The 13114-nt window shown below is 59.1% G+C and carries 12 protein-coding genes; 1 reads left to right on the plus strand and 11 read right to left on the minus strand.

Annotated features, from left to right (window positions below; genetic code table 11):
- Nucleotides 1–268: 268 nt before the first annotated feature.
- Complete coding sequence (locus tag A6U86_RS11050) at nucleotides 269–1756, minus strand: GMC oxidoreductase (RefSeq protein WP_068390580.1); 1488 nt, start codon at nucleotides 1754–1756, stop codon at nucleotides 269–271.
- 119 nt (nucleotides 1757–1875) lie between these two features.
- Here A6U86_RS11050 and A6U86_RS11055 point away from each other — a divergent pair, with 119 nt between their 5' ends.
- Nucleotides 1876–2760 (plus strand): sugar phosphate isomerase/epimerase, encoded by an 885-nt coding sequence (locus A6U86_RS11055; RefSeq protein ID WP_068390828.1) that lies wholly within the window; start codon nucleotides 1876–1878, stop codon nucleotides 2758–2760.
- A 15-nt stretch (nucleotides 2761–2775) separates the two neighbouring features.
- Here the strand turns inward: A6U86_RS11055 and A6U86_RS11060 are convergent, their stop codons facing one another.
- From A6U86_RS11060 to tssH, 10 genes are all read right to left on the minus strand, one after another.
- On the minus strand, nucleotides 2776–3624 hold the full coding sequence (locus tag A6U86_RS11060) for a sugar phosphate isomerase/epimerase (RefSeq protein ID WP_244509876.1): 849 nt from the start codon (nucleotides 3622–3624) through the stop codon (nucleotides 2776–2778).
- A gap of 115 nt (nucleotides 3625–3739) precedes the next feature.
- Nucleotides 3740–4039 carry a PAAR domain-containing protein gene (locus A6U86_RS11065; protein ID WP_068390832.1) on the minus strand — a complete coding sequence of 100 codons (300 nt, stop codon included), beginning with the start codon at nucleotides 4037–4039 and terminating at the stop codon, nucleotides 3740–3742.
- Nucleotides 4040–4102: 63 nt separating this feature from the next.
- A complete protein-coding gene (locus A6U86_RS11070) occupies nucleotides 4103–4633 on the minus strand; it encodes a GNAT family N-acetyltransferase (RefSeq protein ID WP_068390585.1) in 531 nt (176 codons plus the stop codon).
- Entirely contained in the window at nucleotides 4614–5102 is a 489-nt protein-coding gene (gene comJ, locus A6U86_RS11075) for a competence protein ComJ (RefSeq protein ID WP_068390588.1), read from the minus strand. Before comJ ends, A6U86_RS11070 begins: the two co-directional genes overlap by 20 nt.
- A gap of 2 nt (nucleotides 5103–5104) precedes the next feature.
- Nucleotides 5105–5506, minus strand: coding sequence for a NucA/NucB deoxyribonuclease domain-containing protein (locus A6U86_RS34670; protein WP_083196797.1), 402 nt, complete (start codon nucleotides 5504–5506; stop codon nucleotides 5105–5107).
- 125 nt (nucleotides 5507–5631) lie between these two features.
- Complete coding sequence (locus A6U86_RS11080; protein WP_068390592.1) at nucleotides 5632–6570, minus strand: DUF4123 domain-containing protein; 939 nt, start codon at nucleotides 6568–6570, stop codon at nucleotides 5632–5634.
- Between the two features lie 4 nt (nucleotides 6571–6574).
- Nucleotides 6575–8977, minus strand: coding sequence for a type VI secretion system Vgr family protein (locus tag A6U86_RS11085; protein WP_068390594.1), 2403 nt, complete (start codon nucleotides 8975–8977; stop codon nucleotides 6575–6577).
- 57 nt (nucleotides 8978–9034) lie between these two features.
- Nucleotides 9035–9625 (minus strand): hypothetical protein, encoded by a 591-nt coding sequence (locus A6U86_RS11090; RefSeq protein ID WP_068390597.1) that lies wholly within the window; start codon nucleotides 9623–9625, stop codon nucleotides 9035–9037.
- Nucleotides 9626–9785: 160 nt separating this feature from the next.
- A complete protein-coding gene (locus A6U86_RS11095) occupies nucleotides 9786–10262 on the minus strand; it encodes a type VI secretion system tube protein Hcp (protein ID WP_034511314.1) in 477 nt (158 codons plus the stop codon).
- 63 nt (nucleotides 10263–10325) lie between these two features.
- The gene (tssH, locus tag A6U86_RS11100; protein ID WP_068390599.1) at nucleotides 10326–13073 is read right to left on the minus strand and encodes a type VI secretion system ATPase TssH; all 2748 of its coding nucleotides are present in this window, start codon (nucleotides 13071–13073) and stop codon (nucleotides 10326–10328) included.
- Nucleotides 13074–13114 lie beyond the last annotated feature (41 nt).

The following is a 13114-nucleotide window of genomic DNA, read 5'->3' on the forward strand; positions in this document are numbered from 1 at the left end:
GGATGCTCGACACCAGCATCCTCTTCAATATCGAAGGCGACGGACAGAAATCCGTCGGCGCTAAAGTCGCCGCAAGCAAGAAATTCTAAAAATACGAAGAATACGAAGGCCATAACGGCGACCCCGATAAACGGTCATCCAACTCGACCATCCGCCTAAGTGGTCAGAAGCACAGCTCCTCCGGCAGGTCGGGGGCCACGCAATTAGCGTGGCCCCCGATCGCCAGAACCTCTTGAGTTTTTGTGTCGTTATCTTCGCAATTTCCCGATCAGGCGGTGCGGCGAGCGGCAGCAATCTGGCTGGCGCCGATGCTGGCGAGAGCGACGCTGAACAGGGTCGGGTTGGTGGCGGTCATCGTGGGAATGACGCCATTGCCGGCGACATAGAGGTTGTCGAAGCCCCAAACCCTGGAGTTCCTGTCGCAGACGCTGGTGCCATCGTCGCGTTCGCCCATGCGGATCGTGCCCTGATAATGCAACGACGAGCCGACAGGCTGCACGAAGGTGGCAAAGCCGGGAGCCGGACGACCAATGATCGCGGAAATCCGCTGGGCCTGGCCCTTGGCCTCTTCCAGACGTGCCTTGTCGCCCTCCGACTGACGCCACTGGATGGAAATAGCCGGCAGGCCGAGCCAGTCACGGCGGGCGTCATCGAAGGTGACGCGGTTTTCGGCGCTGATATCGGAGGGTACGAAGACACCCATGCCGACCGGCTGGCCGCTCATGTCGCTGGCTTGCGGCATCGAGTGCAGACTGGCCGGAGCGATGGTGACCGAATAGGGGAAATCCTTGGTGGCAGGAATCCAACTCATCGCGGTCATCGGCACGTCGGTCTGCATCTCCGTTATCTGCGAGACGATATAGTGGTCGTTGATATAGCGGCCGAGCGCTTCGGGACGGATGCCCGAGGCGTAGAGCAGCTGCGGGGTGTGCAGTGAGTCACAGGCAACAACGACCGTGCCGGCGGCAACGATGAAGGTTTCTCCCGAACCGGCGCGGACAAGTTCGACACCCGTGACGCGGCCATTTTCATGGATCACCCGGCGGCAGGCGGTTTCGGAGAGAATATGAAAGCGTTCCGCCGGCTCATCGACGAGGTCGCCGAGCACGACGTCGGTGCCGTGATAGCGCAGGCCATGAGGACCGGGCGTTGCGGCAAGCGGCATCGGCTGGACGACGCGATCGGGCGTGCGGCCGGGGTTGAAGACCTCGCCCAGGCGCTCGCGCATGGCGATGGCCGCAATGTCGCCGGCCCGTGGGTCTTTGTTGGTACCGAGCAATCCTGCCGACACTGCCAGAGCCTTGTGCATCTTATCGGCGGGGATGAAGGGCACCAGTTCGATTTCGGATGGGACGGGCGTGCCGGTCGACCATTTCGTGCCCATGCCGCCGACATTGGCTGCCGAAAAGCCGGCAAAGAGGTTATCATCCTGGGCATCGGCGTCGTTGGCGATGAAAAGGCCCGAGCGGCGCAGCAGCGAATGATCGAAACCACCGGCTCGGCGAGCCTCCCATTCTTCCTTGTTGATCGGCATGCGCGGGCTGCGGTCGCCACCCTGGGCATAGACTTCGAAGGCGGCACGCTCATCGAGGTCGACGATATTGTCGAGATGCGCGCCCTTTTGCGGCAGGATCTGCGGGCCGGCTTCCACCATCAGGATACGCGCTTCCGGCCAGTTATTCCTGATAACCCGCGCATAGGCCGAGCCGTTAGGACCGCTTCCGATGATGACGACGTCGGCAGACTGACGAGACATTCCTGCTATTCCCTATCGTTAAATCAATTTGATTTTAAACAAGGATGTATCGTAGCCGATGTCAATCGGGATTGTTAAGCTGTCGAACAAAGTTTTGAAAGCGCTCAAGGAGAGGCATGATGAAGATAGGTTTGAGTTCATACAGTTTCCGTCCGTTGATGCAGAGCGGCGCCATGCGGATCGAGGATGTCTTTGCTTGGGTCGGCAAGCATGGCGGCGATCACGTCGAACTGGCGACGCTTTCCGTCGCGCCCGAAGGACAGGATCTGCAATATGACCTCAGCCACGATGCGGCGACGGTGGCGCGGCTGACGGACGCATCGCAGAAAAGCGGCGTGCCGCTTTCCGGCCTCTGCACATCAGGCAATTTCATTGATGATGACCAACGGGAATTCCAGCTTGGCCGGCTGAAGCGCTATGTCGAGCTTTGCGACAAGCTCGGCGTTCGTTTCCTGCGCCACGATGTCGTGCCATGGTCGCTGCGCGTAACGGAGCTTGGCCAGTTCGAAGCGGCTTTCCCGGCAATCGCCGAAGCCAGCCATGAGCTTGCCGCTCATGCCGGGCGCTATGGCGTCACCACAAGCGTCGAGGATCACGGCTTCTTCATGAACTCGAGCGAGCGTATCAAGCGGCTTCTGCATGCCGTCAACCTGCCAAGCTTCAAGCTGACGGTCGATATCGGCAATTTTCTGTGCGTCGACGAGCCTCCCCTGACAGGAACGCGTGCCTGCCTCCCCCACGCAAGTTTCGTCCACCTCAAGGATTTCTATGTACGCCAGACAGCGCCTGGCGCGGACTGGCTGCAGACGGTCGGCGGCCAGGCAATTCGCGGCGCGGTCTTCGGCTATGGCGACCTGCCTGTTCAGTCGATCATCGAGGACATCGTCGCCTCGGGTTATGACGGCTTCGTCTCGCTGGAATATGAAGGCCATGAGCCCACGCAGTTCGGCTGCGAAACCAGCCTGAAGAACGCGAAGGCGATGTTTGTAGCCGCCTGCCGCTGACGATTGCCCTCAAGGCTAGAGCGCGGCGATGCGGTCGACGCGCTTCTTCAGATCGGCGAGGCGATGTCGATCGCCTCCCGGCACCTCGATCGAGCCCCAGCCCGAATAGCCGATATCAGACAGGGCCTTGTTGACCGCAACCCAATCGCAGTCGCCCTCGCCCAACTCGACATCGAAGCCTTTCCACGGGCCTTCACTGTTCATCTTCTCGAGGCTGTATTCCTTGATGTCGATCTTCAGGATGCGCTTGCCGAGCGCCTCGATCCAATGCGTCGGCCGGCCGTAGCGCAGAATATTGCCGACATCGAAATACCAGCCGAGCTTCGGATGGTCGAAACGGTCCACGAAATCCGCCGCCTCGAGCGGGCTCAGCAGAAAGTCGTTCCACACGTTTTCGAGTGCGATCGATACGCCGCTCTCTTGCGCGGCGGGCAGGATCTTGGCGATCTCCTCGCCGGCTCTCGCATAGGCGCTCTTGTAGCTGGTGGCAGCGTTGACGACGCCGGGAACGAGCAGCACCGTCGTAGCGCCATAGAGCTTTGCATCATGGAGCGCCTTGACCATCGAATCGACGCAAGCCTGGCGCGCCGATGGATCCGGATCCGTCAGCGGTCGCTTCCAGTGCACGGCATTGACGAGGCCCGGAATAGCGAGACCGGTCTTGTCGCGGGCATTCAGCACCTCGTCGATCGGCAAATCATTGGGCGAATCCAGCTCAACCCCATCATAACCGAGATCCCGCAGGAGCTGGAACTTCTCCAGGATGGATAGCGTGGGCTCCTCGACCATGCCCCATTTTAGGCTGATCTTCGCCAAGGGGCGAGCGGATACGGACAAGGTGGATGGGTTGGCGGGTTCGGTCATCGATTAATCTTTGCTTGCTATGGGCGGGTGCGCGGCGGAACTATGTCAGCCAATATAAAGCTGATCAATCGATTAAAGGGCTGAGGCAAGCGAGGTTTGATTAAGACGCGAACAGCTAGTCAAACCTCAACCACGCTTCGCCCTGCGACAGTCGACCGCCGTGCTCGCAGGAATCACCCATGCGCGCGACCTTATTGCCGTTGATGTTCGCTATCGATGATCCACCCGTAATCGCCGCCGTGGTCGGGACGCCCGTACACAGGCATTTATCGCCGACAGTGGCGATCGGAATACCATTCACTTTGACGAAATCCTGGCTGGTGCTCTGCACCGGGCCACCCACATGCGGCTTCGGCCCTGGATCACACGCCGGGCAAAAGTGCATCTGGCCTTTGAGCGTCACTGGCTGACCCAAATCAGTCTCCTCAAGCTCGTGTTTCCGCGTCCAACGATACAAAGGTCCGTACTGCGGCTGGCCTCAATGCGTGGGGTGAACGTCGGGCTTTCGCATATGCATATATGGAATTCTGACACCCCGCTTCTCTACATAGCCGCTCGAGACAGGCTCGAAACCGAATTTTCCATAGAAGCCAACAGCGTTCAGAGTTGCCTGCACATATTTGACATCAGCCAATCGATCATCGCACCTCAATAAAAGAGAGCCAATGCCGGACTGTTGTCTTTCAGGGCAAACAAATAGCGAGCGCAACTCATCTCCGCGCCAGCTGATAAATGCAACAAGCAACCCTTCTTGCTCTGCAACCAGATAGTTCTCGCCGGTCATTGCGCCATACAGATAGCCGTAAGGACTCCGCCCTTCCAGCCATGTCCTGATTTGAAGCGAAGTATAATGCTTGCCTAAGGAGAGCATTATACAATCAGTATGGATATCGTGAATGCGAGCAGAGTCACGTTCTTCCATCGGCCGGAACAGAATATCGGCGACGCCTTTATGAACGATATCCACACAACAGGACAACACCACTAACTCACTGAGCTGGTCTTGCATGCAGATCAAGCGGTGAGGATGTATCCATCTCACCATCTGCTTTGCGGATTTCAAAAATGGGATTGTCTGCTTTCACGAACCTGAATCGAATAGCATGGTCGAACTTATTGTCCCCATGCACTCCGGCAGGCAACAATTCGAAAGTCAATTGATACTTCGCCCCACTCGGAATTGAAACATTATGTTCCTCGGTGATCGATCCGACAGCGACGAGATTATCCTTGGCGACTTCAAAAGGCGTCAAGATTTCGCGCGTAGGCACACCCGTGAGTGTTGAGGGCTCATTGCCCTGCAGCACTTCGACGATACATCCTTCCCCATCGGGAACTCTGAACGAAACGCTCTCAGCGCGCCAGGAAAACCCTTGCGAGACATGACGCGATCCCCAGTCGTTAAAGGGATTGTCCATGTTGGGATCGAACACAGCTACCTGTTGGTAGCTAATGAAAAGTGGAAATATTTCAGCCATGATCAAGGTCCAACGATAATAGTGGCTTTACAACCATCTCGATACTTTCGGAGCTGATTGCCCATAGAAGCCCCGGCGCCCATATTATCACCAGCGGTGATATTGCGCACGCTAGCGCCGGCGCCGCCTTCTAGAAACATTGCAGGCGGATATTCATCGGGCTGCATTCCTGGCTCCCTCGGGAAGCGGCCGGTTGCAGCCGCTCTCCGTAGGGGAGCATTCGGTCGGTCGATTGTCAAGATTGACGGCTGGCCGGCCGCTTGTGCATCCAGTATGTGTTGTGCTGACTCCGGATATCTGCTTTTCGAAATCACCGCGACGCCATGGCAAGGGCAGTTTCCGGTCGTACACGTGTCCGTTCCGGCTTCATCTCGTGCCTTTGCCTGATCCTCCGCCTTGCTCATATGGTCTGAAGCAACTTTCGCAGTCACAGCTATGCCCAGTGCACCGGCGACCCAAGGAGCTGCGGCGGAAGCGGCCTCTCCAACTGCCACCCAAAAAGGTGGGTATAGCAAGATTGCTGCCAACTTCAGCCTCCCCTCATTTCCTGGATGATCTTCTGCATGAGAACCTTGACCCGCTCATTGGGCGGCATGTCGACGTCGTCCGCCCGCATCGCTCCGATAACGTGCGGAGAGGCGGTGATACGCCCTCCCGACACAAGTTTCATGTAAGCCCAACGGCAGTGCGCGCCCTCGGAAGTAACCCCAAGATCACTCGATTCCTTGATCGAGCTCTCGACAAATGCTGAAAACTCATCTCCCGAGAATTCTTTGGTTTTTTGCTCGGCAACAGAGCTGAGGTATTCAGACACCCGTTCGTTCATCACCCGAATTTTTGCTTCCGAAACGCGCTCGATCTGCGCCAATTCGAATCTGAGCGGGCCTCTCGGCGCTTCAGGCAGATTTTTCGGTCTTAATGCACGCTTGAACCTGCCGGTATCGGTGACTTTGGTGAGGATCGCCGTTGCTGGCCCAAGGACGCGCGCGAACTGCTTGACCGAGAGCAACGGCATGAAGCTGCCCAGGACATTCGGGTCCCAATGCCGGAACAATACGCGCTCATAGGCGATGGGCCTGCCTGACTGCCCGTTATTTTCCGGGATCCTGTCATCAGGCACCAATACCTGGTTTATGCTGCGCAAATGTCGCCACAATGCCTGCTCCCCGTCGGGGCAGGACCAGAAAACGGCACATGGCTTTTCGAGCGCGAGTTGCTCAATATGCTCGTGTGTCTTCCTGTCTTTCAACGCAACCAGCCATGGCCCGTCCCGCCGCATGGCGGTGTCGCCGCCCTTCAGGAACAGCGAGCGGCTCACAATGCCCGCATTGGCCAATTCATCTTCCAGATCATCGAAATGCCCGCCGTCGAGTACGGCAAACAACGGTCTCGGCATGGTGTCGAGCGCCGCCTGGAAAACATGGCTTTTTTCGTCGGTATCCGCAGTATCGGGAGGAGCACTATCCATTTGCCTATCCCCTTACGAACGGCGTGGAGGACTGCGACATCTTCTTGAGGCATGAAGGGCCCTTGCCCGGACCACCTTTCCTGAAGTTGATCTGATTGCCCTCGATATCGATTTTTAACGCGTAGAATTTGATACCCTGCTTATCGATGGTGATGTAGCCGCCGGGCGCCGAGAGGCGGATTTCATCGTTCGCGTAGATTTCCCAGACCTTGGCTTCGCCATGATATTTATCGCCGGAAACGATGTTGTAGAGCTGCCCGACCTCGATGTTGATCTTCTCACCAACGGAGGTGTGCTGTTCCTTTCCAACCGTCTCCATATGGGTCTGGCCGACATTCGTGATCTTGCTCATGCCGATCTGTTGGACCTGGGCGACACCAACGCTGGTCGATTGGAACGACTGGACAATCGTGTTCATGATGCCGGAAAGCGGGAAGAAGCCGCCAGCGTCCTCCCCCATTCCGGTGCCGGAAGCAGCAAGATCCGTACCCGCATCCTTGCGCGGGGTCTGGCCGGAGACGACGCCGGCGCGCGATGCCAGACCACCCCCGGATAAAAATCCGAGTGCGGAGGAAGCAAGGGTCATTCCGAACGCACCAAGAGCCGGGCCGCCGCCACCGACCATCTGCCCGGCCTGTTGGAGGAGCGCCGAAGTCTGGCCCGCAAGGCCCATGACCCCTGTAAGCGCGTCCATTGCGCCAGAGCCCGTGCCACCCACAACCATGTTGAGCGACCCGCCGACCTCATGTTTCTGGTTGCCGCTCACCTCGACGGCGCGGTTGCCGCCGATCGACGAGACCTCGTGGCGGTCGACGCGCTTTGTGCGGTCATTGCGAATGCGTGTCGTTTGGTCCTTCTGCGCGTGGAAGAACATATTTTCCCGGCCGGCATCGTCCTCGAAGGTCATTTCATTAAAGCCGGTACCCTTGTGCGTGTTGGAGCGCATGACCATGCGGGTCTTGTTGCCGGGAAGGTCATAGGGCACGCCATTATTCGGATTGGGCACCACGCCGGTTACCAGCGGCCTGTCCGGATCGCCGTCGATGAAGGCGACCATGACTTCCATGCCGATGCGGGGAATAACCTGTCCGCCCCAGGTTCCACCTGCCCAGTTCTGGGCAACGCGCACCCAGCAAGTGTCCGAGCCATCCTTCTTGGCGCGCCGATCCCACGGGTACCAGAGCTTGATGCGGCCATATTGGTCCGGATGGATTTCCTCGCCGGAAGGACCTGCAACGATAGCCACCTGCGTGCCGCGAATGCGCGGCCGTTCGGTCTCGCGATGCGGCGTCATGGCGACGCGTGACGGCACCGCCTCGAATTCGTTGGTGTATTCCGGCTGGTCCATGTTGGTTTCATAGGAGGGATCGACGGCGAAATGGGTCGCGCGAACGATGACATGCTCCTCGTAGACATGCTCCGGATGGGCCACCTCATAGGGCGTAAAGCGCCGCCCCGCCTCCAGTATCCGCGATGAAGACTGTCCGACGACACGGTTATGGTCAGCCTCGCTTGCCTGCATGCGAAGCTTTTGCGCCCGCTCGGCCTCAGAGACGGAGGAAATGCGAGCGGGATATTCGTAAAGTTCGCGCTTCATCGCGCCCGGCATCTGCACCAGAGAAGGCGTAGCCGTGCCTGGCACCATCTGCGGCGTTTCGAAATTCCAGTCGGCGCCGGCGCGCTGGCCCGGAACGTAAGCGTAGTGCTTCATCCATTCGCTGATATGGTTGCGGTCGGTCGAGCCCTGCGCCAGGCGCACCCTGCTCTCACCTTCGGCGGATGGCGATGGTCCGGCCCATGAATTGGCGCCGTCGGCCACATGCAGCCGGTGGCTGCCGTTCTCATGGGAGAACCAGTAGAACAGGCCGTCTTCCTCGAAACGGCGGGTCAAATAGTCGAGATCCGTTTCGTTCCACTGCACCGAGTAGTGCTGCGGCGGCGGTGGCGTGACCACACCGGAGACGTCGGGCGCCGGAATGCCGTGCTCGGAAAACAGCGTCTCGACGATATCGATGCTGGTCTTGTCCATCCATATGCGGCAGTCCGAGCGCTGGGACAGCAGCCACATCTGCGGCTTCAGAACCATCGAATATGAGCGCAGGCCGCGCGTGATCGGCGGCCCTTCCTGAAGCGACGTCACCAGGCCGTTGAAGGGGCGGCGAATCCCGTCGCCGCCATCTTCGGCCTGCTGGACCTCGATCGAAATATCCACCAGCCGGCCGATCAGCTCTTGCGGCTGGATCACCTCCCGCTTGGCGCGCACGGAAAGACGGATTTCGAAAAGCGAAGAGACGCCCTCCGTTATCATCACGCGCTCCGGCAGGAGCTGGTCCGTGCCAAGCGGCGAGACGACCCTGAGATTTCGGGTCGCCTGGATGAAATCTTCAGATGAGGGCTGATCAGTCATTACGCGCTTCTCGCTTTTCCATCATGCCAAAGCCGATTGTGTCCGGCGGCCGGTCATTTAGCCGGTTGCAGACATCGCCTGTGCAAAGCGTCGCTGGAAATTCTGCAGCAGGGTAAGCTTGTCAAACTGATGCAGAATTTCGAAGCGGCCCGACTGGCTGTTGTAATATGCAGCCGCCATTGGATTTTCGTCGCCCTGTTGAATGAAGGGCACCGCCGGATTGCCGTAGAGAATTTTGTTGGGCGCGGGATCCTTCCCGACAATGTCCAGGAACGCCAGCGGCACGGCCACCTTGTAATGCTCGAGGGCCGTCGCCTTCAGAATATTCTTCTTGCCGGTGTAGCTGTGAACGATGCTCACCTTCCCATTGGGAACGCTGACGATCTGTTCGCCCGGCTTGATCCACTCGGTCAGAAGCTCGCGGAAGCCCGGCATTTCGCGCAGCTTCTTGCCTTCGAAATAGACATCCTCGACCTGCGCAATCGTGTAGACATAGCGCATGACCTGAACGTGGCTCGTACCAACGACCTTTACGCCCTTGATCTTGTAGCTGGGCGCGACCATGCCGAAGATGCTTTCGGTCGAAACATATTCGACGATGAGATGCTGCGGCGTCAAAGACACTTTATCTATCGGCAATCCACTCACGGGATGATCTCCTGCTTTTCCCGAACGGCCACGACATGCCCCCAAGATCGACATCGCAATCCCGGATTCATCTGCGCAGAGCGCCATGCTTGACTTGAGATACGCGGATAGGATGGAGGCGCCACCGCACTTGGCCGGCGCCTCCTTTCCACAGTGGATTTTATGCTGCCTTGGTGGTTGCCAGATCGTAAGACGCGATCATCGGCGACTGCGGCGATTGCGAGTCGTCGTAAGGCGTGTACTTCACTTCCATCTTGGTGAAGTTGAGCTTGATCGTTTCGACCGGGCGATCGCCATTGGAATCGACCGAGTAGCTGGCGATCAGCGTGTTGGTGAGCGTGTATTCGATGTAGGTGTCGCCCGGATTGCCAGTCGTCACGAGATGGATGACGGCCTGCTTGCCGGTGCGGCCGGAGCATGCTTCCTGGAACAGCTTGGTTGACGAGGAATCGCTGACCTTGGTCAGGATGACTTCCGAAACGGTGGGTTCGGAAGCTTCACGGTTCGCCGCCGAACCGGCCGACGTCTTCATGTTGCGCGAGACGTTCCAGTGAATGACTTCGATGTCCATCCACTTCTTGTGCTGTTCGTGGGTGGCATCGCCCTGAATTCCGTCGATCTGCAGATAAATCGGCATGCTCTCAACTCTCCTGTTAGGATTGAATTCGCCCTGTCGCTGCAAGGCGGGTTACCTTTCCGTCTAATGCCGCATCCGGACATGGTGGTCGTCCGGGGCTGCTTCATTCGCCGTGCCGCCTTGTCCACGGTCAGCGAATTCGTCGTCGTCCACCTGGCTTTCCTCGATGAGGAACCGGTGATCGCCAAAACTGATGATGATGCCGCCAATTCTCCGTCCCGCCGCAACCGCATCGAGGAAGAAGGTCGACAGTTCGGGAAGAAGATCGCGGCCGATCATGGTCTCGATGGCGCGGGCGCCCAGTTCGCTTGCCTTTGCGCGTGCAACCAGCGCTTCGCGAGCCTCTCCCGACAGCGAAACGCTCGTGCCATAGGACGCTGCGACACGATCGCGAATGCGGTCGATCTGGATGTCGACAATGCCGCTCAAGGTCTCGCCGTTGAGCGGCATGAAGGGCAGAACCGTGGTGCGTCCGACGAAGGCGGGCTTGAAATGCTTCTGCAATTCCGGAAGCAGCAGGGCCTCCAGCGCCTCGCCTTCCGGCATGGTATCGGGATCTACAGCGAGAGCCGCCAGCAGTTCCGAGCCGGTATTAGCCGTCATCACGATGGTCGTGTTCTTGAAATCGATATCGCGGCCTTCGCCATCGCGCAGAGTGCCCTTGTCGAACACCTGGTAGAACACTTCCTGGACGCCAGGATGCGCCTTGTCGATTTCGTCGAGCAGCAGGACACCATAGGGACGGCGGCGCACGGCCTCGGTCAAAACCCCGCCTTCGCCATAGCCGACATAGCCGGGCGGCGATCCGAGCAGCAGGGAAACCTTATGCTCTTCCTTGAATTCCGACATGTTGATGGTCGTCAGATACTGACTGCCGCCATAGAGAAGATCGGCCAGCGAAAGCGCCGTTTCCGTCTTGCCGGTTCCCGACATGCCAACCAGCAGGAAGACGGCGGGCGGGCGGCGCGGATCGGAAAGTCCGGCGCGCGCAGACCGCATCGCCGCCGAAATCCGGTCGATCGCCGCATCCTGACCCAGAACTCGCTCCTTGAGCCTGGCGTCGAGCGTCTTGACTGTCTGGACCTGATCCGAGAGCAGCTTGCCGACCGGAATCCCCGTCCAGCGCGCGACGATGCCGGCGATGACTTCCTTGTCGACCACACGGGGAACGAGGGGCATTTCGCCGGCAAACTCCGCGAGATATCGCTCCGCTTGCGCCAACGCGGCCTTGATTGTTTCAGGCGATGAGCCGTGCGGCGGGAAAAGCGCGACATTGTCACCACGCGCCGGTGCCTCATCTGCTGCCGGCTGCGCATGGGGCTCTTTCAGGAGCGCTTCAATTCTGTCGGCTTCTTTCGACAGCCGAATTTCTTCGTCCAGCTTGGCCTGAAGCCGTTCGATCTCGGCGATCACCTCGGCTTTCTCGTTGCCGATGATGGTCAGGCGGGCAGTCAGCTCCGGCGTTGGTGGCTCCGCGGACAGCGCCTCCACCTCGGATTCGAGCATCTCCTGCTCGTGGCGCAGGCTATTCAGCGCCTCAGGGACTGTTTGCCGGGCCAACGACACGGCAGCGGCAGCGGTATCGATGAGGCTGATCGCCTTGTCCGGCAGTTGCCGTGCAGGGATGTAGCGTGCCGAAAGGCGAACGGCGGCAGCCAGCGCCTCGTCGCGAATGCGAACCTTGTGGTGGGCCTTGAAGCTGTCGACGACGCCCCGCAGCATACGAATTGCCGTCTCTTCGTCGGGCTCGAGCACCTGGACGACCTGAAAGCGCCGGGTCAGCGCCGCATCCTTCTCGATGTGGCGCTTGTATTCGCTCCAGGTCGTTGCGGCGATCGTTCTGAGTTCCCCGCGCGCAAGCGCCGGCTTCAAGATATTGGCCGCATCGCCCTGCCCTGCCTGACCGCCTGCGCCAATGAGACCATGTGCCTCATCGATGAAAAGGATGATCGGCTCCGGCGAAGCCTGAACCGCGGCAACGACACCGTGCAGGCGTCGTTCGAACTCACCCTTAACACCCGCACCGGCTTGCAACAGGCTGAGGTCGAGCAACAGTATCCTGACCGGCTTCAGCATGTCCGGCACGTTTCCAGAGGCGATCTCAAGCGCCAGCGCCTCGGCGACGGCGGTCTTGCCGACGCCGGCCTCCCCGACGAGGATCGGATTGTTCTGGCGACGCCGCATCAGGATATCGATGACTTGGCGCAGTTCACGATCGCGCCCGATGACCGGATCTATGCGACCGAGCTTGGCATCGGCCGTCATGTCCCGGGTGTACAGACGCAGAAATTCGTTCTCACCGGCAGCGGAAGCTGGTGATGATTGCGATGACAACGAAGCCGGCTCATCGGCCGACGACGTGGCATTCAAGCGCTTCTCAAGAGCATTGCGGTCGATATCCCGCAGGGACGGCGCCATGCCGCGAGCCATGATTCGCAGCGACTGATCGTCGGTCAAAGCGGTCAAAAGATCGGCCAAGGTGATGCTTTTTCGACCACATTGAAGCGAAGCGACGAGCCACGCCTCCCGCATCAAGGCAAGGAGGTTCTGGGACAGCACCAGCGCATTGCCGCCGTCCCGCGGCAATTCCGCGATGGCGGTATCAAGCTCGGTGCGCAAAGCCTGCGAAGATACGTTAAGCCCTTCAAAAAAAGAGCAAACTTCCGATACGTCCAGCAATACGCGTATCCAGTTTGCGACATCCACGGCGGCATGCCGTTCGCGCGCAGCAAGTGACGCTGCGGCCTCGAGACCGACACGCAATTCGGGCTCAAGCGTTCTGATCAGACGATTGAGATCGATGTTCGACACGTGGAAATCTCCTCCTTAGGTTTCTAGTTGGGTGTATCCTC

It is taken from the genome of Rhizobium sp. AC27/96 (assembly GCF_001692325.1).
In the GTDB taxonomy this organism is placed as follows: Bacteria; Pseudomonadota; Alphaproteobacteria; order Rhizobiales; family Rhizobiaceae; genus Rhizobium.

What these genes read in the sequence shown, in the direction of transcription:
- A6U86_RS11050 (WP_068390580.1), bottom strand. Translation starts at nt 1,756, where the DNA reads ATGTCTCGTCAGTCTGCCGACGTCGTCATCATCGGAAGCGGTCCTAAC.
- A6U86_RS11055 (WP_068390828.1), top strand. Translation starts at nt 1,876, where the DNA reads ATGAAGATAGGTTTGAGTTCATACAGTTTCCGTCCGTTGATGCAGAGC.
- A6U86_RS11060 (WP_244509876.1), bottom strand. Translation starts at nt 3,624, where the DNA reads ATGACCGAACCCGCCAACCCATCCACCTTGTCCGTATCCGCTCGCCCC.
- A6U86_RS11070 (WP_068390585.1), bottom strand. Translation starts at nt 4,633, where the DNA reads ATGCAAGACCAGCTCAGTGAGTTAGTGGTGTTGTCCTGTTGTGTGGAT.
- comJ (WP_068390588.1), bottom strand. Translation starts at nt 5,102, where the DNA reads ATGGCTGAAATATTTCCACTTTTCATTAGCTACCAACAGGTAGCTGTG.
- A6U86_RS34670 (WP_083196797.1), bottom strand. Translation starts at nt 5,506, where the DNA reads ATGAGCAAGGCGGAGGATCAGGCAAAGGCACGAGATGAAGCCGGAACG.
- A6U86_RS11080 (WP_068390592.1), bottom strand. Translation starts at nt 6,570, where the DNA reads ATGGATAGTGCTCCTCCCGATACTGCGGATACCGACGAAAAAAGCCAT.
- A6U86_RS11085 (WP_068390594.1), bottom strand. Translation starts at nt 8,977, where the DNA reads ATGACTGATCAGCCCTCATCTGAAGATTTCATCCAGGCGACCCGAAAT.
- A6U86_RS11095 (WP_034511314.1), bottom strand. Translation starts at nt 10,262, where the DNA reads ATGCCGATTTATCTGCAGATCGACGGAATTCAGGGCGATGCCACCCAC.